Origin of the sequence: Acinetobacter sp. C15 (assembly GCF_013420645.1) — a bacterium.
In the GTDB taxonomy this organism is placed as follows: Bacteria; Pseudomonadota; Gammaproteobacteria; order Pseudomonadales; family Moraxellaceae; genus Acinetobacter; species Acinetobacter indicus.
This window is the reverse complement of the sequence record NZ_VOXR01000004.1, coordinates 15,428-38,306: the sequence shown is the minus strand read 5'-3', so window position 1 is coordinate 38,306 and position 22,879 is coordinate 15,428. Positions and strand designations below refer to the sequence as shown.

Genomic DNA, 22,879 nt, shown 5'->3' with positions numbered 1-22,879 from the left:
ATCTTTGTAATAAGCCTGTCATAAATATAAACGGTTCACCGTTCACTTATAGGGTATTGCGTTGTGAAAGATGACTACATTTTAATTGTCGATGATGAACTTCCAATCCGAGAGATGATCCATACCTCATTGGATATGGCCGGCTTTCATTGCTTACAGGCCGAAGATGCCAAACAGGCGCATCAGATGATCGTCGATCAACGCCCGGCACTGATTTTGCTGGACTGGATGATGCCTGGCGGTGTCAGCGGTGTTGATTTATGTCGTCGTTTAAAACGTGATGAAAACCTGGCGGAAATTCCGGTGATCATGCTGACTGCACGCGGTGAAGAAGACCACAAGGTTCAGGGTCTGGATGCCGGTGCCGACGACTACATGACCAAACCGTTTTCTACCCGTGAGCTGGTATCACGCATCAAAGCCGTACTGCGCCGTGCCAATGCCCTGAATGGTGAAAAAACCATTGATGCCAACGGCCTGATTCTAGATCCGGTCAGCCAGCGCGTCAGCTTTGGCGACAACATTCTGGACATGGGTCCAACCGAATATCGTCTTTTGGCCTTCTTTATGACGCATCCGGAACGTGCCTATACCCGTGCACAACTACTTGACCAGGTCTGGGGTGGCAACGTATATATTGAGGATCGTACCATTGATGTGCATATTCGTCGTTTACGCAAGGTGCTGGAGCCATTTGGCGCAGACCGCTTTGTACAAACGGTTCGTGGCACTGGATACCGTTTCTCAACCCGTGCGGATGTCGCCTTAGGTTAATCGCTTTTTATGTATGAACCATACCCTGTCCCCGAACTGGCCCGTGACCACAAGAATGTCCGTTACAGCAGTTTGTGGACTTTTGCCAAACAAGATCTCCGTTTACTGATCTTTTTTTTAGTAATTGCAGGTTTTATTGGTCTCGGAATCGAACAGTTCTGGATCTGTATTTTTATTGGCTTTCTGGCGTTTTTCGCCACCCAAATGCGCTCCCTCTATCTGGTCAATGACTGGATTGCCAACCGTCCCTATGATGTTCCCCCCAATTTGCATGGCATTTGGGGGGCTTTATTATTTAATGTCTACCGCTCGCAGCGTCAGGAACGTATTGTTCAGGCCGAAATGGTCGGGCTGATTGACCGTGCCCAGTCGTCACTAGTGGCCCTGGCCGAAGCGGTGGTGCTGATTGATGATAACCATCAGATCGAATGGTGGAACCCGGCAGCAGAGCGCCTGCTCGGCATTCAGCCACTGGACCGTGGTCGCAATATTTTAACCATTTTGCGCCAACCGGCATTTATTGAATATTTTCATCATATTGATCAGGCACCAGATGGCTTGAAAATCAAATCGACCGTGCTGGATGAACACTATGTGCAGGTCAAAATGACCCGCTTTGGTGGCGAAAGCCGCCTGCTGGTGGCACATGACATGACCCGGATGCACAATCTGGAACAGATGCGCAAAGACTTTGTCGACAATATCTCGCACGAATTACGCACCCCGCTGACCGTACTGAGTGGCTATATTGAAACCTTTACCGACCAGGAAGACATGAATCCGCGCTGGAAACGTGCCTTTGAACAGATGCAGTCGCAAACCCGGCGTATGAATGCGCTGGTCAATGACCTGCTGCTGCTGTCGCGTCTGGAAAATGAAAAGACCATTGCTAAAAACCAGATTATTGACATGCCAAGTCTGATGAACCAGCTGTTTGATGATGCGCATGCCTACAATATTGATTATGGCCATACCCTGAATCTGGATATCGACAGTCATTGCGACCTGATTGGCTCCGATATGGAACTGGCCAGTGCCTTTAGCAATTTAATTACCAACGCCATCAAATACACCCCGAAAGGCGGCACCATTACCATTGGCTGGCATGATGATGGCGAGCATGGCTATTTTAGCGTGCAGGACACCGGCATCGGCATTGATCCGAAACACCTGCCGCGTCTAACCGAACGTTTTTATCGGGTAGATAGCGCGCGTAGCCGTCAGACCGGCGGTACCGGTTTAGGGCTGGCCATCGTCAAGCATGTCTTGATGCAGCACAATGCCCATTTAGAAGTCGAGTCCAAAGAAAATAGCGGCTCAACCTTTAAGGCCGTCTTTCCCAAAGAACGGCTGTATAGCCTTTAAACCGAATACCCATAAAAATGCCCGGATTAATCCGGGCATTTTTCATTTCAATACAAACAGCTTAGAGGCGATGACCCATGGCTTTGCCCATTTCCACCAGAGAATTGGCCTGATACTGCGCATCCCACTGCATTTTATCCTGTTCAAATAAAATCACTGCGGTAGAACCGAGATAGAAACGGCCTAATTCGGCGCCTTTTTCCAGGAACAGGTCATGCTGGTTCAGCTCCAAACGGCCCGATGGTTTGACCTTGCCGGTGGCAACCGTTTCAATACCGGCCACAATCATGGCACCCACCAGCACCACCGCCATCCGGCCCATCTCGGTATCAAACAGGCAGACCATGCGTTCATTACGGGCAAACAGTCCCGGAATATGTTCTGCCGTGGTCTGGTTCACTGAAAACAGCTCGCCCGGTACATACAGAGTTTCAGTTAAGGTACCGGCAAATGGCATATGCACCCGGTGATAATCCCGCGGTGATAAATACACGGTGGCAAACTGACCATTTTTAAATGGCTCGGCCAGCTGCGGATCGGCAATCAGGTTTTCAACCGTAAAGTTCTGGCCTTTGGCCTGAAAAATTGCACCATCTTCAATTTTACCCAGCTGGGAAATCGCGCCATCAGCCGGAGAAACAATGCTGTTCGGATCGGCATCGACCACACGCACCCCATCTTTTAAGGCACGGGTAAAGAATTCATTAAAGGATTTGAATTTCAGGGCATTGCCTTGCTCGGCAATCGACATATCAATTCCGTACTGCATTTTAAATGCCTGAATTACTGCGTTTTTCACCATCGGGTGTTCACTGGCAGCAATTTTACCCACCACACGAGACAACTGGTGCTGGGGTACCACGCGCTGGGCCTGAATAAATAATTGTTTTTTTAAACGAGATGTGAGGCTCAAGACGGCAACTCTCCGGTAATGATAGGACTGTCGAGGCGATTGCCCCATTCACTCCACGCACCTGCATACGCCCGGATTGGCCAACCCAGTAAACGTCCCAGAATATAGGCCAGACCGGAACGATGATGAGACTGGCAGTACACCACCACCAGTTGGCTTAAATCAAAGCCAAGTTGTTCCAGACGTTGCTGCGTGCGTTCTAGCGGATGCAATTTTAAATGATTTTCGCGGTCAAGGGCAGTACTCCACTCGAAATGTCGGGCGCCCGGCATGTGACCGCCGCGTCGCGCCGCCAGTCGCTGTCCGCTATATTCTTCTGCAGTGCGGCAATCCCAGAGTTGCAGTTCAGCACTTTGTACCTGCTCTAATAACGCATCATATTGAATTTGATACTGACCATTCAGCTGTACCGGCACCAAATGCTCAACCGGCGCAAAGCTCGGCAGCTCCGACGAGGTCGGCAGACCGGCCGCCAGCCAGGCATGAATCCCGCCATTGAGCAGGCTAGTGTTTTCAAAACCTAAACAATGTAAATTCCACAGCAAACGCCCGGCCCAGGCTCCGCCTTCATCGTCATAGGCCACCACATGATGCTCAGGGGAAATATTTAAATAGCGGATCAGTTCTTCCAGGCCGTCCTGCTCCGGCAATAAACCCGAAGCATACTCTTCCTGACGCAGCAATAGTTTTGGCTTTACATGTAGCGCATGTGGAATATGCAGCTGTTCATAGACCGAGTTGCGGCTTAAATCGACAATACGTAATTTTTCACTGCCTAAATAGGGCACCATGTCTTCGGCTTCAATCAACAGACCGAAATTGATCGTGGCATCATTCATCGTGGTTGTATGTTTTATCACTATCCTTGTCCCTGATGTTAGCACAAGTCATTTTTAGGATTATCCTGAATTTCTGCATTCCTTGCGCAGAAAAATGGATAGAGGTCAACCCGCCATCAGGGAGAGGACGAGGTCCAGCCTTTGTACTGGACCTGGCCTGTATTTTTGCTTATTCCTGAATATCAAACACCTGACGCAAATAAGCGAGGAAGGTGTCGTTGTCGGTCATGGTTTTGCCCGGACTGTCGGAAATTTTGGCCACCGACTGACGGTTACATTCCACCAGCTTTAACACAATATTCAGCGGAGTTTGTCCCATATCATTGGTTAGGTTGGTGCCAATCCCGAAACTGACCTGAAAGCGGTCTTTAAAGTAGTTGTGTAGCGCCCAGGCTTTTTCCAGGGTCAGGCCATCACTAAAGGTCAGCATCTTGGTTTTGCTGTCAATTTTCAGCTTTTTATAATGGGCATAGGCTTTGTCGCCCCAGCTATACGGGTCACCACTGTCATGGCGCAGGCCATCAAACAGTTTGGCAAAATACAGGTCAAAATCACGCAGGAAGGCATCCATCCCGACCACATCGGTCAGGGCAATCCCCAAGTCACCCCGATATTCCTGTACCCAGGTTTCCAGCGCCGCTTTCTGGAAGTCACGTAAACGCACATCCAGCGCCTGAAAGGCCTGTAAAAATTCATGCGCCATGGTGCCAATTGGAGTAATGCCAAGCTGTTTGGCCAGCAGCACATTGCTGGTGCCGCGGAATACACCCGGCGCGGCGGCATTAATCTGCTGCACCACATGCTTTTGCCAGGCAAAGCTGTAACGGCGGCGTGTACCAAAATCCGAAACCAGAAATGGCGGATCTTCCGGATTCTGCTCGGCGGCATATTGCTGCACCAAGGCCACTTTGGCCTGTAGACGGCGTTCACCTTCGGCCAGCACCTCGTCACTGCGAATACGGCTGAAATACAGCTCATTGACAATGGCCAGCACAAAAATCTCGAACATCATGGCCTGAACCATCGGGCCTTCTACCACAATATCCAGACGCCCTTCACTGTCGATGCCGGCACGAATAAAACGGCGCTTGAGCTGGAACAGTTCCAGATAATCGACAAAGTCGCTTTTGATAAAGCGTAAACTGCGCAAATACTGCAGTTCATCTTCGCTAAATTTCAGGCGGCACAAATGATCCAGCTGTGCATTTAAATCATCCAGAATATCCGCCAGTGGATAGACCGTATCTTCCAGATTACGGCAGCGGAAATGATAGACACTGTGGGTTTGCGGGAATTTATGTAAGACCACCTGTAGCATGGTAAATTTGTACAAGTCGGTATCAAGCAAAGAGTGGATGATTGGTGCCATAAGAGTTCGTTTTTGCTGTACTCCTTGCATTAAAGCATAATTTTTACAGCGATATTTAACCTTTTGTATCGACCATTGGGTAAGAACCTGGCGCTCGGCTAGTCCTCACTCAGCTTCTGAAATTGCTGCTGTTGGCCAAATACCCGGGCAAATTCTTCGGCAGTCAGCTGGCCGGTCTGGACCGCGTGAGCATCACAATCGACCTGACGTAACTGCCGGGCAATACCCCACTCGGCTTTTACAATGGCTGCCATTAGCGCGGTATGACCTTTCTGGTCACGTGCACAGCGGTCGGCGCCATAGGCCAGCAAGGTGCTGACAATTGGCTGATGGCCATAATACGTCGCCATCATTAATGGCGTAAAACCGGCCGAATTACGGACATCGACCGGAAAACCGTGCTGTAAAAATTCCTGAATCACGTCATGCTGGCCACTGCGGGCAGCCGCAAAAAACAGATCAATCAGCTCTTGTGCGGCAGATGATGCTACGGTTTGGCTTGTGGCCGAGAATGAATCTGCTTGTGCCCAGGCTGGTGCTGCGCCTACTCCCAGGCTGAACAGTCCGGCACAGAGCATGGTGAAAATACGCATCTTGCTGCTCCTGTCTGAATAGGCAAAATAAAGAGGTGCCTGTAAAACTCCCCCTAGGGTGCAGGAAAGGTTTGGAGTTTTACAGGACTTTTCGGAGGTGATGCGCTATACCCTAGTCACCAGTTCCTCAAGACCAATCGAGATTAGTCTTTTAATTTTGCAGCTTTAGCTTTAACCGTCGCCAGGTTACCGTTCACCGCTTTGGTCATACGGGTACCGTAGTCTGCATCTGCCTTGTAGAAATAAGACAACATGATGTGCTTGGTTTCTGAATCTTTCACTGCACCTAAGTCAGCAGCCAAGTTCATGATCAGGTCATCTTTCTCTTTAGCTGTGTATGAACGGTACAGCTCACCTGCCTGCTTGAAGTTCTGCTCTTTCACGCCAATTTGCTGTACATGACCAGATAATGGTGTTTGTACCGCACGTGCTTTTTCAGTGGCAGCTTTTGGCTCTTTACGGCTTGGCTCATAGTTCACATCTGAGTCACGCTCAGATACATTCATGTAGCCATCCTGGTTATTGTTGTTCACATTTACCACTGGACGGTTGACCGGAATCTGCTGATGATTGACCCCTAAACGGTACAGCTGTGTATCTGAATAGGAGAAAATACGGCCTTGCAGCAAACGGTCTTCGGAGGGTTCAATTCCCGGAATCAGGTTGCCCGGTGCAAAGGCCGACTGTTCGGTTTCATTAAAGAAGTTTTTCGGCATCCGGTTTAAAGTTAATGTGCCGACTTTGGTTTCCGGAATTAACTCGTTTGGCCAGATTTTGGTGGCATCCAGCGGGTTAAAGTCAAAATTGTTCAGGTCTTTCGGATCAAGGACCTGAATATATAAATCCCATTTCGGATAGTTGCCAGCATAAATATTGTTATACAAATCATTGGTCAGGTGATTAAAGTCCTTGCCCTGCATGTCACGGGTCTGCTCCAGATTCATGCTCTTTACGCCCTGCTGGGTACGGAAGTTAAACTTCACATATTTATATTCGCCTTTGGCGTTATACAGCTTGAAGGCATGCACCCCAAAACCATCTAAATGCCGGTAACTCAGCGGTGTTCCTAGGTTGGAATAGACATAAGTCAGCATATTTACCGACCACGGCTGGCTTTGTAAAAAGTCAAAAATCCGGTTCGGGTCCTGCACATTGGTCACCGGACTTGGCTTCATGGCGTGAATGAAATCTGGAAACTTCATCGCATCACGAATAAAGAACACCGGCAGATTGTTGCCGACCAAATCCCAGTTGCCTTGCTCTGTATAAAATTTCAGACCAAAACCATGCGGGTCACGCAGGGTTTCCGGCGAACCTTTGGGATGAATGACCGTAGAAAAACGCAGGAACACCGGTGTTTTGGTACCGGCTTTAAACAGTGAGGCCACGGTTAAGTCAGATAAATCTTTGGTCGCCACAAATTCGCCATAAGCGCCCGTGCCACGGGCATGTACCACCCGCTCAGGAATACGCTCCCGCCCAAAACGCTGCAGTTTCTGCACCAGTTGTACATCTTGCAGTAACACGGCACCGTTTTCACCGGCAGTGATCGAGTTCTGGTTATCGCCTACGGCTGCGCCATTGTCTTTGGTGAGTACTGCTGCTTGTGTGCTCAATGTCATGGTTGCCAGCATCGCAACCCATAATGAATGTTTCACCATTCCATCACCTCTTGTTTATACTTTCCCTTTCCTGCAGGCAAAAAATAGCAATCATGACAAAATTGTGAAAACGGAATATTTTTATAACCAGAATCGTTTTATTAGATAAAACATCAATCCCATATTGGTTTTAAGAGATTAAATCAACAAAAAGCCGACGTTCTCTGTTTTGGATCGCAATTTGCTACAATCTCTCCCCATCAACACAGTCAGACAGTTCATTCGTATGCGCGCATTATTACAACGGGTTCTTGAAGCCAAAGTGGTGGTAGAGGGAGAAGTCACCGGCCAGATCCAGCACGGTATTCTGGTTTTTTTAGGTTTGGGCAAAGACGATAATCTGGACAAAGGCAAAAAGCTGATTGATAAAATCCTGAAATATCGCTTTTTTGATGATGAACAGGGCAAGATGGGCTGGAATGTCAGCCAGGCCGGCGGCGGTATTTTACTGGTATCGCAGTTTACCCTGATGGCCCAGACCCAGAAAGGTTTACGCCCTGACTTTGGCCCGGCGATGCCCCCCGCGCAAGCCAAAGAACTGTATGATCAGCTGGTGGACTATGCCAAAAGCCAGTTTGCACAGGTAGAAACCGGTATTTTTGCCGCCGATATGAAAGTGCATCTGGTCAATGACGGGCCGGTGACCTTTCAGCTGGAAATTGAATAAGCCAATGCTTGGTGCATAAAAAAGGTCTTCCACTGGAAGACCTTTTTCTTGGGCGTTTCGACGCAGCAATCAGATTGATTTACCAGTTTTCTGCTTAATAAACTGACGCGCCATTTTAATTTTTTCTTTGACCGGTTTCGGCAGCTTTGGTGGTACCAGTTTCGCCACCTGGTTAAACCAGACCAGCAGACCAAAATCACCTTCCATTTTAATGGTGCCATTTTGCATGCCGGTCATAAAGGCAGTCGGATCGCCTTTCATCAGGGTTTTCACGCCCTGCTCGCTGTCGGCGAACTGCAAAATAAAATCGGCTTTTTCAGCATCACCCGACACAGTATCAATGTCGCCATTATTGACAATAATCTGACGGGCAAAACCGGTATCGGTACCAATCTGGATGCGGAACTGACGCTCATGAACCAACTCAATAAATTTAGGGCTGGTACGGGCTAGCTGCTTCATACGCAAAGCCAAACCTGTCACGAGTAAATCAAGCGGATCCGTGCTGACATCAACCAGAGGAAGTTTCACGACAGGAATTGAGGAAAGTTTCATGACGTCCGAGCCTATTGTAATTGTTGGGTTAGATTGCTTTTCATCCTAACATAAACAGCTGATTTTTCAGCAAGGCTTTGTATAACAATCATTATCGAAAGTAAAAAAAAATGTACATGACTGTACATTTTTTGGACGTCTTATCTGTATAGACTTAACGGCTGGAATACTGCTGCTGGTCATCTTCATACACTGGGGTATGTTCGATATAACGTCTTTTGGCCAATGCACGCTCTGCACGACGGTCTTCGCGTAGCAAAAGCAATGTCACAACAATCATCGCCAGGGTTAATGCAGACAGATAGCTGTAGGTCACAGGCAGTTCAAAAACAGTTTGTACGCTAAAACGGACCGTTTCCAAAATACCCCAGAATGCCATACCGGCCAACATGAAGCTTAACCAACGACGATAAGGCGAAAAGAAAACAGCAATCAAAGCAGCCGCTACCAAGCTCAAGCCGACTATAGTTGCTAAATTCGCTGTTAACATAAAAACCTCCGTCCAAAAATGGATGTGGATCTTGTCGAGTCCCCATGCCATCTTCAATACTTGTAAATGAATGGCAAGGCCAATTTCAAATCTATGGAAGCATTATGAGTAGTTTTCTGGATAAAAAAAGACTTAAATTTTGACCACGCGACACAAATTGTCGCAATATTATATTGTCATTACACTTTTTTAATTTTAAAGATTTCTGAAGATAAGGCTACTCCTTCTTTCGCGTGTCATTACAAAAAAACAACCTGCAAAACTGCCCTGAAAAATATTTTTTTCGATGTTTTTAAAGCAGATTTCGATTCAGTCAAAAAATGAACATTTGCCCTTGTTCACTGATTTTGCATAAAAAAAGCGCAGCCCTTATGCTGCGCTTGATTCAACCTGTGATGTGCTTAAGCCCGGTTCAGGTCTTTATCATGGACACCTAATAGATACAAAACACCATCCAAGCCAACGCTGGAAATCGCCTGATTGGCATTTTCACGTACCAGCGGTTTGGCACGGAAAGCAACCCCCAGACCGGCAATGGATAGCATTGGCAGGTCATTGGCACCATCACCTACCGCAATGGCCTGCTCCAGAGAAATACCCATTTTCTCGGCCAGTTCACGCAGCAACAGGGCTTTACGCGCACCATCCACAATATGGCCTTTCACTTCCCCGGTTACCACGCCATGCTCGACATCCAGAATATTGGCATGTACTTCATCAATCCCCAGCTTGTCCTGCAGATATTCGGCAAAGTACTGGAATCCGCCCGATAGAATCGCAGTGCGATAGCCCAGGGCTTTTAAGGTCGAAATCAGACGCTCGGCGCCTTCGGTGACAGTTAGACGCTCGGCGATTTTTGGCAGAACCGACGCATCCAGACCTTTTAGCAAGGCCACACGGGCACGGAAACTTTGCTGGAAATCCAGCTCGCCCTGCATGGCACGCTCGGTAATTTCAGCCACTTGTGCACCGACACCGGCTTCAATCGCCAGTTCGTCAATCACTTCCTGCTCAATTAAGGTTGAGTCCATGTCAAAGCAGACCAAACGACGGTTACGGCGATAAGCATTGTCTTCCTGTACCGCGACATCGACGCTTAGCGCGTTGGACAGGCTTAAACAGGCGGCACGCATGGCTGCGGCATCGAGCATCTGACCGCTTAAACCAAACTGCACACAGGCACGTTTTGGCCCCTGGCTGGAACCATCTGCTGCCGGACGGCCAGACAGACGGGTCACGGTCTCAATATTGAAACCCTGGCTGGATACAATTTGTGTTACTGCCTGCAGATGAGAGGCATTGAGTTCTGGCGCCAAAGCCGTCACGATGTAACGAGTACGGCCACCTTCATTGACCCATTGTTCATACTCTGTTGCAGAGATCGGTTTAAAGCGCACAGTTAAGCCAATATCATGTGCTAAAATCAGGATCTCTTTCATGGCTAATGCGGTAGCCGTCTGGTCATCTGATGAGACGACAATACCTAAAGTCAACTGGTTATGAATGACCGCCTGACCGACATCTAAGATTTGTAAGGAATGAGCGGACAGAACCTGCATTAATCGAGTAAACTGATTCGGTTGGTCAGGTCCTAAAAATGATATAAGAATGATTTCTCGCATGAATTGACTCGGGTCTGAGCTACAACTATTGTTAGAATCATAATCGAAATTAAGTAGAATTACTTTGGAAGTTTACGTTGAATGCGCCTAGACAAGGGCTATTTGCTAGCCTACTGACCATAAGTTTTGCCTTGCATACCTTTTTACTGGTACTGGCAACGACTCACCAGCTCAATGAAAATCAGGCCAGTCAAGGCCAGCTGATCACCAGCCAGCTGATCACAGACAGCCTGTCCGAGCTGGAACCGGCCAATACCGTTTCACTGGCGCTTCTGGCCGATCGTTATGCCACCAACCCGAGTATTGCCTCAATTCGGATTCTGAATACCAACAATCAGGTGCTGGCCACCGGTGGCCTGGCCAAAACCCGTCAGGGTGAAGTCTTTGTACGCGATGCGCTGCAAAACGAAAAGAAAGTCGGCACCATTGAAGTGACCCTGGTCAAACCAAGTATTGGCGAAATTCTGCGTACCCAGTGGATGGCGATTCTCAGTTCGCTGTTTATTCATGCCCTGCTGTGGCTGGCCTATCGTGCGATTGCCCGTCCAAGCCGTTCAGAATATCTGGCGCGTATCAACAATGAATCGCGTCTGAAACACGAAATCCAGAATCTGACCCAGGCACTGGAGCAGGAAAAACACAATACCGCATTGGCGATTGCACAGGCGCAGCAACAGGCCAAAGCCGCACCAAAACTGAAAGAAAACAAACCGGCCCCGGTTGATCAGCATACAATTTCGTTAAACATCCAGTTCTATGATCCGAAACAGTTGATGGATACGGTCAACAAAACCGTTTCGGTGCCGTATTTTAATCTATGCCAGATTTTCCTGAACAAGAGCATCGAGCTGTGTGTGCAGCACTATAAACTTAGCCAGCAGGATATCACCACGGTACAACCATTCCATGAAGATGGCGCCACCTTAAGCATGTCGGCCGATAAACCGAATGCGGCACCGTGTCTGGCGATGATTGGCACCGTGTTCCAGCTGCTGTCTGAAGTGCTGTATAAACGCTACCGTGAAGAAAAACGCTTTGTGCTGCAAACCCGCAGTGCACTGTCCAGCCCGGTCGATGCCATGCAGCTGTCTTCGGTGCAGGCGGCAGAACGCTTGGTCAGCCAGCTGTCAGCTAAGGAAAATGCGGTGCATTTACCGCATGAATTACTGAAAACCCTGTCCGATCATTATGAACTGGTCAGTATGCCAAACCCGACCAATGTGCTGACCCGGCATGCCTATATGGTCAATGGCATGGACAGTGAAGCGGCCGAACTGGCCCAGCAGTTAAGAACTGAAATTTTACGTGGCAAGCACTCTAAAGCGTCTTAAGACGCAGCAGCTGCTGTCGTCTGATCAAAATCCTGACCCGTGTCAGGATTTTTTGATAGAGGCTTAGAGTTTGAGGAGCTTTTTTTGCAGTAAATAGGCCTGTGCACTGTGCAGGGGCTGTTCCGGTTCCGGCTGCACTTTCTGCCAGTGGCCATCGGACTGCAATTCCCAGGCATTCTGGTTGTCATTTAAATAGCTGCGTAAACCATCTTCGACAATACATTTCTTGATCTTGCTGTCCAGAATCGGGAAACAGGTTTCAACCCGTGAGAACAGGTTACGTCCCATCCAGTCAGCGCTGGCACAGAACAGTTTTTTCTCGCCGCCATGTTCAAAATAATAGACGCGGGTATGTTCCAGGAAACGACCGACAATCGAACGCACCCGGATATTGTCTGACATGCCCGGCACTTGGGGAATCAGGCAGCAAATCGAACGGATAATCAGATCAACCTGCACCCCGGCCTGCGAGGCACGGTATAGCGCCGCAATCAGTTGTGGCTCGGTCAGGGCATTGACTTTAATCATGATCTGCGCGGCTTTGCCGGCCTGGGCAAATTCAATTTCCTGTTCAATCAGTTTCAGCAGTTCAGTGTGCAGGGTGAACGGCGCATGCAGCAGGTTTTTCAGTTTGGCCATTTTGCCCATGCCGGTCAGTTCCTGGAACATGCGGTGCACATCTTCACAGATATCCGGCTGGGTGGTCATCAGGCCGTAGTCGGTGTACATGCGCGCATTGCCGGCATGGTAGTTACCGGTGCCCAAGTGCACATAACGCACCAGCTGGTCCTGCTCGCGGCGTACCACCAGAATCATTTTGGCATGGGTTTTATAGCCGACAATGCCATACACCACTACCGCACCGGCTTCCTGCAGCACGTTGGCAACCATGATATTGGATTCTTCGTCGAAGCGGGCACGTAGTTCAATGACCGCAGTGACTTCCTTGCCATTACGTGCCGCTTCAGCCAGTACCTGCACAATTTCCGAGTCCGGACCACTGCGATACAGGGTCTGTTTAATTGCCAGCACATGCGGATCTTTGGCCGCTTCTTTGAGCAGGCTGATCACCGGCTGAAAAGAATCAAACGGATGATGCAGCAATACATCCTGCTTTTTCAGCACCTCAAAAATTGGTTTCTGCTTGCGAAATACCGGCGGAATCACCGGGCTAAAAATCGGATATTTCAGTTCCGGACGGTCAAAACTGGTGGTGAGACGCGACAGGTTAATCGGGCCACTGGTCTGATACAGCTGCTGCTGATCCAGATCAAACTCATCTAGCAAGTAGTCAATAATACTCTGCGGGCAGTCATCTTCAATTTCCAGACGCACCGCACGGCCGAAACGGCGTGATGACAGCTCATCTTTTAAGGCCACCGCCAGATCATCGACATCTTCCGACAGAATCAGGTCGGCATTTCGGGTCACACGAAAAGCATAGCAGCCGGTGGCTTTCATGCCCGGGAACAGGTCATTGATATGCTGCTGGATAATTGCCGTCAGGAAAATCTGTTCCTCCCCTTCCCCGGCCACTTCAGGCGGCAAGGCAATTAAGCGCGGCAAGGAACGTGGGGCTGGCACAATCGCCATTTCAATTTCACGGCCAAAGGCATCCTTACCTTCCAGACTGACAATAAAGTTCAGGCTTTTATTGACCAGTCGCGGAAACGGATGTGATGGGTCCAGACTGATTGGGGTCAGTACCGGCTGGACCTGTTTGGCAAAATACTGGGCAATCCAGGGTTTATGCTTGTCCTGAATTTGCGGATATTGAATAAAACGAATCCCGGCCTGCTGCAACTGCGGCAGAATGTCCTGATTTAAGGTGCGATATTGCAGCTCGACCGCCGCATGAATTTCTTCAGATAACTGTGCCAGCACCAGTTCGGTCGGAATTGCATCCGGGGTGCGGGTCAGGGCATTTAAATCCAGCTGTTTCATTAAACCCGCCACGCGGATTTCAAAAAACTCATCCAGATTTCGGGAAAAAATAATCAGAAAGTTTAAGCGTTCCAGCAGCGGCAGACGCTCATCCAGCGCTTGGGCCAATACCCGTTGATGGAACTCGAATAATGCCAGTTCCCGATTGAAATAGGTCATGGATGAATGCTGAAAATCGCTCATATCTCACTCTATGCTGTCTTACAACAGTCTGTTTGTGCCGCCTCTGTGAGGGCATCTTAGAAATTGAATATGACAGTTGTGTTACAAAAATGACCAAATGATGAAAATTAGCCCAAATTTGTTCAAAATAAAAATCTGTTTTTTTATCATTTTTTTGTTTTTTATCTAAGTAAAAAGACAGCATATTCAATATGCTAAAGCCTCCTTGCCTTAATGACAGCCAGATGACAGCTGTCCTTTATTGGCGCTGCCGGCTGGCCCAATAGCTGGCCAGTGCCGGTCCAGAAATATTGTGCCATAAACTGAAGATAGCACTCGGTACCGCAGTCACCGGAGATGCGGCAAAATGCACCGCCGCCAAGGCCACACCTAAGCCAGAATTCTGCATTCCGACTTCAATCGACACCGCTTTGCTGTCGGCATAGGGCAATTTAAATAAACGCGCCGCCCAGAAACCGAGTAAATAGCCCAGGCCATTGTGCAGCATCACCACCGCTAAAATCAGCAAGCCGCTTTCCAGAATCTGTGCCCGGCTGCCGGCAATAATTGCCGCGACAATGGCAACAATCGCCACCACCGAAACCAGCGGCATCAGGGTAATGGAACGCTCCACCTGAGTTTTAAACAGCGTGCGCAGCAGCAGGCCCAGTACAATCGGGAACAGTACCACCTGTAAAATCGAGCTCAGCATGGACCAGGCATCAATTTCAATCCACTGGCTGGCCAGCACAAAGAAAATTGCCGGGGTCAGCAGCGGCGCCAGCAAGGTCGACACCGAAGTACAGGCCACCGACAAGGCGGTATTGCCTTTGGCCATATAGGTAATTACATTGGAAGCCGTACCACCCGGGCAGCAGCCAACCAGAATCACCCCAATGGCAATTTCCGCCGGTAACCGGAACAAGGCACATAACAGATAGGCCAACAGCGGCATCACCATAAACTGCGCAGCCACGCCAATCGCGACCGCTTTCGGACTTTGCAGCACACCTTTAAAATCCTGCAGCGACATGGTCATGCCCATACCAAACATGATGATGCCAAGCATCCAGGTGATATAGGCTTTTAACCAGACAAAAGCCTCTGGCTGATACATGGCAATCACGGCAAACAGCAGCACCCACAGGGCAAAAGTTTTCTGTACAAACTGGCTAAAACCTAACACCATAGACCTCGGCACGTTCTGAATGAATGATTCGGGCCAATCAGGCCAGGCTTGGCTGTGCAGCAGGCTGTAACAGGCCCAACACATCTTTGCTATAGACCCGTTTTACCCCATGCGCTAGCATCTCCTGCCAGGCATGTTGCAATGAACCTTTCAGGTCTATGCCTTTGCTGGCATCGGCAATGACAAAGGTATTAAAGCCCAGCTTGCAGGCATCTATGGCGGTCCAGGCCACGCAAAAATCGGTGGCAATGCCGGTAATAAACACCGTGTCGATACCACGCGCTTTTAAATAGCCAGCGAGACCGGTGGTGGTTTTCTGATCCGCTTCCATAAAGGCCGAATAGCTGTCAATTTGTGCATGAAAACCTTTACGGATAATCAGCTGCGCCTGCGGCAAGTCCAGTGCCGGATGCAGTTCGGCATCGGCTGTGCCCTGGACGCAATGTGCCGGCCACAGCACCTGCTCGCCATATTCCAGCATCACCACTTCATACGGCTGTTTGCCCGGATGATTGTCGGCAAAAGAAATATGATTCTGCGGATGCCAGTCCTGGGTCAGGACAATATTGTCGAAGACCTGTCCCAGCTGGTTAATGATCGGAATAATCTGATCGGCATCAGCGACGGCCAAATTACCGCCCGGCGTAAATCCATTTTGTACATCTACTACGATCAATGCCGTCTGCGCTTGCATAACACCTATCCATGTTTCGCTTATTGTCAGCGTCCTAGCATATACCAAATGGATGGTTTTGTTGCAGTGGAATCATTGGACTGCACGGTGAAAACAAAACAGCCCGCATATGCGGGCTGTCTGAAGGGGTCGTTACAATGCGTGTTTAGTTTTGAATACGACGCACCAGCAGTAACATAAAGATGGCAGAGATCACGATACATGGAATCGCGGCAGAGATCACCCCTGCTGCACCAAAGCCAGCCGTTAACAGTGAACCGGCAATCGCAGGCCCAAGCATCGCACCAACACGGCCCACGGCAGATGCCACACCAATACCAGTACCACGCACTTCAGTTGGATACACGATACCCCCGAAGGCATACAGTACGCCCTGACAACCAATGACGAATGCACCCACCAGCGCAGAGGCCAGATACATTTGGGTTAATGAGCCTGCAGCGTTCAGTGCCAGCAGACCGGCCAGAATACCGCCGTACATCAACAGAATGACATAGGCTTTTTTCCAGCGATCGGTCAGCATACCCAAAATCACCGTACCAATCGTCGCGCTGACCATAAAGTAGAACTGTGCAGTTGCGCCTTCTTTACGCGAGAAGCCCAGTTCCTGGAACAGCGACGGTAACCAGCTCAGCATGATGTACACCACCATCAGGGTGAAGAAATAGCTGACCCAGATGAACATGGTACGGAGCAGGTTGTTCGAGTTAAACAGATCCTTAAACGAACCTTGTGGCGTAGCTTCTGCTGTCGTATTCGCAGCCTGATCTTTGGCTTTTAAATATTCCTTCGATTCTGGCAATAACCACATCATCACTGGAATGATGATAATCGGTAATAAACCGCCCAGGTAGAAAATGTTTTTCCAGTTAGAACCGAAATCGGTACTGGCAATTAACGATAAAATCGCAGCACCGACTGGCATACCACAGTACATCAGACCTACGGCACGGCCACGGTTTTGTGGTGATACCGCTTCAGAGGCCAGCGTAATCAGAATTGGCATGGCAGCACCCAGACCGGCACCGGCCAAGAAACGTACCGCCAGCAATGAGTTAAAGCTATTGACCCATACGGTACATAAAGTAAAGACCGCAAACACGGCAGTTGACCAGATTAGCACCTGTTTACGGCCAATACGGTCTGCCACGCGTCCACCAACCAGTGCACCAGGCAATAAACCCAGAATCCCTGCACTAAAAAACACCCCCAATTGCGAGCTATCGAGGCCAAAATGCTCACGGATACCAGCTGCGGCAATACCTGCTGCCTGGATATCCAAGCCTTCAATGACCGCAATCAAGAAACAGATGGCTACTGTCACAATCGCATGTCGATTATCTGATCTTTCCATTGGAGAATCCTTGTTTCAATCAGTGTTTATAAAAGGTTAAGACCGCCATCATCTATGAGGATGTCCTCTGAATTAACTACCAATAAGTGGAATAAAGCCCCGGTCTGGCAAAAAATTAATAGACATTTCTTATTTTAAGACACGCAAACATATAGTTTTAGAAAGACTTAATTGAGGCATATCAATTTAAAAAAACAATAAAATTCATATAAATATCAAAGGATATAAATAAACAGACAGTCAAAACTATTATTTTTATTTAGATCTGAAAAAAATCATTCCGAGCTGGTTTAAGCAGGAAATGGCATTAAAAAAAAGGCTATTCAAATAATTTTCAGGTCTAGTTTAAGTGTTTTTTTATCTTAATTCTGACCCTTTTACCTGGTTTTCGTGGCTTTTTACTTTTTTACTGCATTTTCCAGGCAAAATTGCTGTCCGGACAGCTTCTATAGACCTATGCTTACTCGCCAGTTCATTCTAAAGTCGAAGATGAACCTGAACTGCTGTAAAAGCACCAACTTATGCCTTATACCGGACTGTTTTGAGCAGCGGATAAAGTTGATATTGGCTTTGACTTACGCATATTGTTCTGACACACTGAATCAGTCATAATTTGCATAAGCATTATTCAATCATGACTTATTGAATTCTGACTCAAATCAAAATACTGCAACCATCCACGTTTTCTGTTTCTACGAACTTTTGTGGATGGAAAAATAGGATATTTTTTCAAAATGACTCAGCAAGCACAGACCATTCAAGGCTCAATTGTCGCAATCGTCACCCCAATGTTAGAAGATGGCAGCGTAGATTGGAAAGGTCTCGAGAAGCTGGTTGAGTGGCACATAGAACAAGGCACGAACAGTATTGTGGCCGTGGGCACGACAGGTGAAGCCTCTACATTAAGCATGGCTGAACATACACGTGTGATTAAAGAAATCATTCGCGTGGCCAACAAACGTATCCCGGTGATTGCTGGTACTGGTGCAAACTCAACGCATGAAGCGATCGAACTGACCAGAGAAGCCAAAGAACTCGGCGCCGATGCCGCACTTCTCGTCACGCCATATTATAACAAGCCAACCCAGGAAGGGTTATATCAGCATTATAAGACTATTGCCGAAGCAGTGGATCTGCCACAAATCCTGTATAACGTTCCGGGCCGTACTGGCGTCGACATGTCCAACGAAACAGTGATTCGTCTGGCCGACATTCCACAAATTGTGGGCATTAAAGATGCCACTGGCGATGTACCACGTGGCCGTGAATTACTGGCCGGTCTGGCGGGTAAAGACATGACTGTCTATTCAGGTGATGATGCCACTGCCTATCAGTTAATGCTGGCTGGTGCCAAAGGCAATATCTCGGTTACGGCCAATGTGGCACCAAAAGTCATGAGCGAAGTTTGTGCCGCAGCCATTGCCGGCGACAATGACAGCGCTGAAGCACGTAACAATACAGTTGCAAATTTACACAATATTCTATTTTGTGAATCAAACCCAATTCCGGTGAAATGGGCACTTCATGAAATGGGCTTAATTGGTACCGGCATCCGCCTGCCATTAACGCCACTTGCAGAACAATATCGCGCACCGTTACGTGAAGCTTTACAGGCTTCGGGTGTCATTTAATAAGAGCACAATATTATGCAATTACGTTTTGGTTTAATCGCTGCACTTTCAGTGGTAAGTTTGGCAGGTTGTAGTTCTTTAGCCATCAGCAATGGCTCTCTGGATTATAAAGACACCACCACCCTTGCGCCCTTACAATATCCTGAAGGTGCTGTGGCCCGACCAGCAACGCCATTGTATCCTGCACCAACGGTTGACCCACTGGCCATTGAACATGCACCGAAGCTGGAAAACAGCCGTGGCAACCGTTTCGCACTTCCTCGTCCTCCAGCCGTAGAGCCGACTCAGGCCGCTGCTGTACAGGACAACACCGCGCCAGGTCGTCCACAACCGGTTGTAGATGGAAATCAAAATCCACTGCTCAAAATAGATGGAAATTCTGCTACAATTTGGCAGTATACGCTTGCCACACTCAGCAGCCTGAACCATAGCATTATTGGTCAGAGCAAAAACCGTTACGAAGTCACCATCTCGGTCGATCAACAGACCTACGTCTTAAGACTCACCTCTGTCGGTACAAGTAACAACCTGGCTGTGTTCAACGCCGACAACAGTTTTGCAGACAAAGAAAAAGCTGCAGACCTGTTGGCCCAGATTTACCAAAATTGGCCAGCCTAGACATTACTAGGCATTTTTTTCTGAAAAAGGTTCCCTCATGTTAAAACAAACCTTGCTCTATACTGGTAAAGCGAAATCTGTTTATACCACAGATAGTGAAGACCACTTGATTTTAGTCTTTCGTGACGATGCCTCTGCGTTCAATGGCGAAAAGATCGAACAACTAGATCGTAAAGGTAAGGTGAACAACCGTTTTAACGCCTTTATTATGGAAAAACTGGCTGAAGCCGGTATTGAAACGCATTTTGAAAAACTGCTAACCCCAAATGAAGTGCTAGTGAAAAAGCTGAGCATGATTCCGGTTGAATGCGTAATCCGTAACTATGCAGCTGGTTCTCTGTGCCGTCGCCTCGGTGTCGAAGAAGGCAAGGAACTGACCCCGCCAACATTTGAACTGTTCTTTAAAGATGATGCCTTAGGCGATCCAATGGTCAACGAATCTCAAGCAATTGCGCTGGGTTGGGCGACTGCTGAGCAGCTGGCACAAATGAAAGAACTGACTTACAAAGTTAACGATGTACTAAAAGCCCTGTTTGATGCCGGCAACATGATTCTGGTCGATTTCAAACTTGAATTTGGTGTGTTCCACGACCGTATCGTGCTGGGTGATGAATTCTCTCCAGACGGCTGCCGTCTATGGGACAAAGACACCAAGAAAAAACTCGACAAAGACCGTTTCCGTCAAGGTTTAGGCGGCGTGGTTGAAGCCTATGAAGAAGTTGCGGCACGTTTAGGCATCAACCTCGACAATATCTGATCATCTCCAAGATGAACGATAAAAAAACCGGATCAGCTGATCCGGTTTTTTATTGGCTGAGTTTTCTCACTCTCAATCGAAAAAACAAATTCAACTTATAAAAATGATCGTTTTTACATATTTTTAGTTTTGACCTATGCTTAAGCACATAGGCAAGACACGGTAAATTTTACAGTGACTGCCGATCAGTTTCGTTAATCCTCGCGGATGTTCTCTCCCAATCTAACATCCAGTTTGGCCCAATTCATCCCTCTGAATTGGGCTTTTTTTTATTGCTACTGTTGCTGCTGCATCCAGCGCCGCTGCTGTAAACGCTCGGCTTCAACTTCGCGTTTATTGCGCGCCGATTCATACAGCTTGGTGCCTTTTAATTCTGGCGGCAAATAATCCTGCAATACAAAATGCTCCGGATAATTGTGCGGATACAGATAATCCACCCCGTAGCCCTGCTCTTTCATCAGCTTGGTCGGCGCATTACGCAAATGTAACGGTACCGGCAAATTGGCGGTTTTTTCCGCCAAGTCCAGCGCCTTGTTAATGGCCAGATAGGTACTGTTACTTTTGGCACTGGTGGCCAGATAGACTGCACATTGGCCCAGAATAATCCGCGCTTCCGGCATACCAATCACCTGCACTGCGCGGAAACATTCACCGGCCAGCAACAAGGCATTTGGGTTGGAATTGCCAATATCTTCCGAGGCAGCAATTAGCATACGCCGCGCAATAAACAGCGGGTCTTCTCCACCCTTGAGCATGCGCGCCATCCAGTACAGAGTCGCATCCGGGTCACTGCCGCGAATCGACTTAATAAAGGCCGAGACCAGATCATAATGCTGCTCGCCAGATTTGTCGTAACGGGCAATATTCTGCTGCGCCACTTTCACGACCAGGGCATTGTTAATACTGTTTTCTGTGTCCGGCTCAAAGGTGCCAGCAATCAGCTCGAGTAAATTGAGTGCCTTACGTGCATCACCCGCCGCAAACTGCACCAGTGCTTCAAACTCTTCAATCTGGATATAACGTTCTTTTAAGAAGCTATCATTCTGGACGGCCTGGGTCAGCAGCTGCTGGATGGCCTCGGCACTCAGTGCATTTAAGGTATAGACCTGGCAGCGCGACAGCAAGGCACTGTTCACCTCAAAAGACGGGTTTTCCGTGGTGGCACCAATCAGGGTAATTTTGCCCTTCTCGACTGCATTTAATAAGGCATCCTGCTGGGATTTATTAAAGCGGTGAATCTCGTCAATAAACACCACCGGCGTTAGTAAATCGCCGCCATCGGCAATCACTTCACGTAATTCCTTAACCCCGGTATTGAGCGCAGACAGACTGACAAAAGGACGATCAACCGCCTGCGCCAGCAACAAGGCAATGGTGGTTTTTCCAACGCCAGGTGGCCCCCAGAAAATAATCGAGGGCAAATGGCCCTGATCAATCATTTGGCGTAACGGGGCCTGCTCCCCCAGAAGATGATCTTGACCGATAATCTGTGACAGATCGCGCGGGCGCAAACGTTCAGGAAGTGGAATATGGCTGTCTGACATAGAAGGTTTTCTGTACAAAGCTGCGGCTGAGTGTACTATGTTATGGCAAAATGAAGTATTTCAATAGCCGATTTTTTAGCGCTTGCTGCGGGAAACTCAGCCTGAGTGTCGGCAGTTGTTTTATCAGGTTTAAATCGCCAATTTTGCTCTTAAAGATACAGACGGCCTAAAAATTTAACGTACCCAGCGCACAATATAGTCTTCAATTTCTTCTTCATTGACTTCCGTTTCAGAAATACAGCGGCCAGCGGCCGATTTTTTGGCGCGAATCACACTCTGGCGTGAACCGGTATTTAAATAATGCCAGGACGGCAGGTTTTTACCTTCTTTTAAACGGCGATAGGCACAGCTTGGCGGTAGCCAGTGAATACTGTCCAGCTTTTCCGGCGTTAACTGGATACAGTCCGGTACCTGTTGCTGCCGGTTCGGATAGTCCGAACAGCGGGCGGTCGTACAATCCAGCAGCTTGCAGGCCACTTTGGTATAAGCCACTTCATGACTGTCTTCATCTTCCAGCTTGACCAGGCAGCATAAACCGCAGCCATCACACAGCGCTTCCCATTCTGCCTGGGTTAAGGCTGTTAACGGATAGTTTTTCCAGAATTGGGGACGAAGCTGATCAGACATGATGCACAACACTACAAAATAACCGGTCTATTATAACAGTCTTCTACAAAAGCATGTGCTATGTCATAGATACAATAGAATCATAGACTTAAATAAATAGTTGAACACTTAATAAACAAAAGCAAAACAATCAAATCAGCGACTTGCCCCTATACTTGATCAAGAAGTATAAAAACACAT

21 protein-coding genes are annotated in these 22,879 nt (G+C 48.2%); 7 read left to right on the top strand and 14 right to left on the bottom strand.

Annotation, left to right across the window (positions count from 1 at the left end):
- Positions 1-63: 63 nt before the first annotated feature.
- Positions 64-774 carry a phosphate regulon transcriptional regulator PhoB gene (gene phoB / locus FTT63_RS02600; protein ID WP_005180894.1) on the top strand — a complete coding sequence of 237 codons (711 nt, stop codon included), beginning with the start codon at positions 64-66 and terminating at the stop codon, positions 772-774.
- A gap of 9 nt (positions 775-783) precedes the next feature.
- Positions 784-2,139: a phosphate regulon sensor histidine kinase PhoR gene (phoR, locus tag FTT63_RS02595; protein WP_016658705.1), complete on the top strand. Its 1,356-nt coding sequence runs from the start codon at positions 784-786 to the stop codon at positions 2,137-2,139.
- A gap of 61 nt (positions 2,140-2,200) precedes the next feature.
- Here phoR and asd read toward each other — a convergent pair whose 3' ends face one another.
- The 5 genes from asd to FTT63_RS02570 all read right to left on the bottom strand — a co-directional run bounded on the left by asd (position 2,201) and on the right by FTT63_RS02570 (position 7,514).
- The gene (asd, locus tag FTT63_RS02590) at positions 2,201-3,052 is read right to left on the bottom strand and encodes an archaetidylserine decarboxylase (protein WP_005180897.1); all 852 of its coding nucleotides are present in this window, start codon (positions 3,050-3,052) and stop codon (positions 2,201-2,203) included.
- Positions 3,049-3,891, bottom strand: coding sequence for a sulfurtransferase (locus tag FTT63_RS02585; RefSeq protein WP_180191987.1), 843 nt, complete (start codon positions 3,889-3,891; stop codon positions 3,049-3,051). The genes asd and FTT63_RS02585 overlap by 4 nt, the downstream gene beginning before the upstream one ends.
- 169 nt (positions 3,892-4,060) lie before the next feature.
- Positions 4,061-5,260 (bottom strand): nicotinate phosphoribosyltransferase, encoded by a 1,200-nt coding sequence (pncB, locus tag FTT63_RS02580; RefSeq protein WP_087662325.1) that lies wholly within the window; start codon positions 5,258-5,260, stop codon positions 4,061-4,063.
- Between the two features lie 98 nt (positions 5,261-5,358).
- A complete protein-coding gene (locus FTT63_RS02575) occupies positions 5,359-5,853 on the bottom strand; it encodes an ankyrin repeat domain-containing protein (protein WP_171431540.1) in 495 nt (164 codons plus the stop codon).
- A 143-nt stretch (positions 5,854-5,996) separates the two neighbouring features.
- A complete protein-coding gene (locus FTT63_RS02570; RefSeq protein ID WP_180191972.1) occupies positions 5,997-7,514 on the bottom strand; it encodes a catalase in 1,518 nt (505 codons plus the stop codon).
- 226 nt (positions 7,515-7,740) lie between these two features.
- On the opposite strand from FTT63_RS02570, the gene dtd reads away from it, so the two are divergent.
- Complete coding sequence (dtd, locus tag FTT63_RS02565; RefSeq protein ID WP_035363358.1) at positions 7,741-8,181, top strand: D-aminoacyl-tRNA deacylase; 441 nt, start codon at positions 7,741-7,743, stop codon at positions 8,179-8,181.
- 69 nt (positions 8,182-8,250) lie between these two features.
- Here the strand turns inward: dtd and FTT63_RS02560 are convergent, their stop codons facing one another.
- The 3 genes from FTT63_RS02560 to serB all read right to left on the bottom strand — a co-directional run bounded on the left by FTT63_RS02560 (position 8,251) and on the right by serB (position 10,848).
- On the bottom strand, positions 8,251-8,736 hold the full coding sequence (locus FTT63_RS02560) for a hypothetical protein (RefSeq protein WP_016658700.1): 486 nt from the start codon (positions 8,734-8,736) through the stop codon (positions 8,251-8,253).
- A 154-nt stretch (positions 8,737-8,890) separates the two neighbouring features.
- On the bottom strand, positions 8,891-9,226 hold the full coding sequence (gene aciT, locus FTT63_RS02555; protein WP_005180916.1) for a ciprofloxacin tolerance protein AciT: 336 nt from the start codon (positions 9,224-9,226) through the stop codon (positions 8,891-8,893).
- A 401-nt stretch (positions 9,227-9,627) separates the two neighbouring features.
- Complete coding sequence (gene serB, locus FTT63_RS02550) at positions 9,628-10,848, bottom strand: phosphoserine phosphatase SerB (RefSeq protein WP_005180917.1); 1,221 nt, start codon at positions 10,846-10,848, stop codon at positions 9,628-9,630.
- 77 nt (positions 10,849-10,925) lie between these two features.
- On the opposite strand from serB, the gene FTT63_RS02545 reads away from it, so the two are divergent.
- Positions 10,926-12,179, top strand: a complete 1,254-nt coding sequence (locus tag FTT63_RS02545) for a hypothetical protein (RefSeq protein WP_180191971.1) — start codon at positions 10,926-10,928, stop codon at positions 12,177-12,179.
- A 63-nt stretch (positions 12,180-12,242) separates the two neighbouring features.
- Here FTT63_RS02545 and ppk1 read toward each other — a convergent pair whose 3' ends face one another.
- From ppk1 to mhpT, 4 genes are all read right to left on the bottom strand, one after another.
- Positions 12,243-14,306: a polyphosphate kinase 1 gene (gene ppk1, locus FTT63_RS02540; RefSeq protein WP_075175034.1), complete on the bottom strand. Its 2,064-nt coding sequence runs from the start codon at positions 14,304-14,306 to the stop codon at positions 12,243-12,245.
- 238 nt (positions 14,307-14,544) lie between these two features.
- The gene (locus FTT63_RS02535; protein WP_163145362.1) at positions 14,545-15,474 is read right to left on the bottom strand and encodes a bile acid:sodium symporter family protein; all 930 of its coding nucleotides are present in this window, start codon (positions 15,472-15,474) and stop codon (positions 14,545-14,547) included.
- A 37-nt stretch (positions 15,475-15,511) separates the two neighbouring features.
- A complete protein-coding gene (gene pncA, locus FTT63_RS02530; RefSeq protein ID WP_163140786.1) occupies positions 15,512-16,168 on the bottom strand; it encodes a bifunctional nicotinamidase/pyrazinamidase in 657 nt (218 codons plus the stop codon).
- 145 nt (positions 16,169-16,313) lie between these two features.
- Positions 16,314-17,522: a 3-(3-hydroxy-phenyl)propionate transporter MhpT gene (gene mhpT, locus FTT63_RS02525; RefSeq protein ID WP_180191970.1), complete on the bottom strand. Its 1,209-nt coding sequence runs from the start codon at positions 17,520-17,522 to the stop codon at positions 16,314-16,316.
- 734 nt (positions 17,523-18,256) lie between these two features.
- On the opposite strand from mhpT, the gene dapA reads away from it, so the two are divergent.
- From dapA to purC, 3 genes are read left to right on the top strand one after another with little or no spacing between them, the layout of a single operon-like run.
- Positions 18,257-19,153, top strand: a complete 897-nt coding sequence (gene dapA, locus FTT63_RS02520; protein ID WP_005180931.1) for a 4-hydroxy-tetrahydrodipicolinate synthase — start codon at positions 18,257-18,259, stop codon at positions 19,151-19,153.
- 15 nt (positions 19,154-19,168) lie between these two features.
- On the top strand, positions 19,169-19,771 hold the full coding sequence (locus FTT63_RS02515; protein WP_005180933.1) for a hypothetical protein: 603 nt from the start codon (positions 19,169-19,171) through the stop codon (positions 19,769-19,771).
- Positions 19,772-19,808: 37 nt separating this feature from the next.
- On the top strand, positions 19,809-20,528 hold the full coding sequence (purC, locus tag FTT63_RS02510) for a phosphoribosylaminoimidazolesuccinocarboxamide synthase (protein WP_005180935.1): 720 nt from the start codon (positions 19,809-19,811) through the stop codon (positions 20,526-20,528).
- A gap of 275 nt (positions 20,529-20,803) precedes the next feature.
- Here the strand turns inward: purC and FTT63_RS02505 are convergent, their stop codons facing one another.
- Positions 20,804-22,072, bottom strand: coding sequence for a replication-associated recombination protein A (locus FTT63_RS02505; protein ID WP_016658696.1), 1,269 nt, complete (start codon positions 22,070-22,072; stop codon positions 20,804-20,806).
- Between the two features lie 174 nt (positions 22,073-22,246).
- Entirely contained in the window at positions 22,247-22,699 is a 453-nt protein-coding gene (locus tag FTT63_RS02500; protein WP_016658695.1) for a YcgN family cysteine cluster protein, read from the bottom strand.
- Positions 22,700-22,879: the final 180 nt, after the last annotated feature.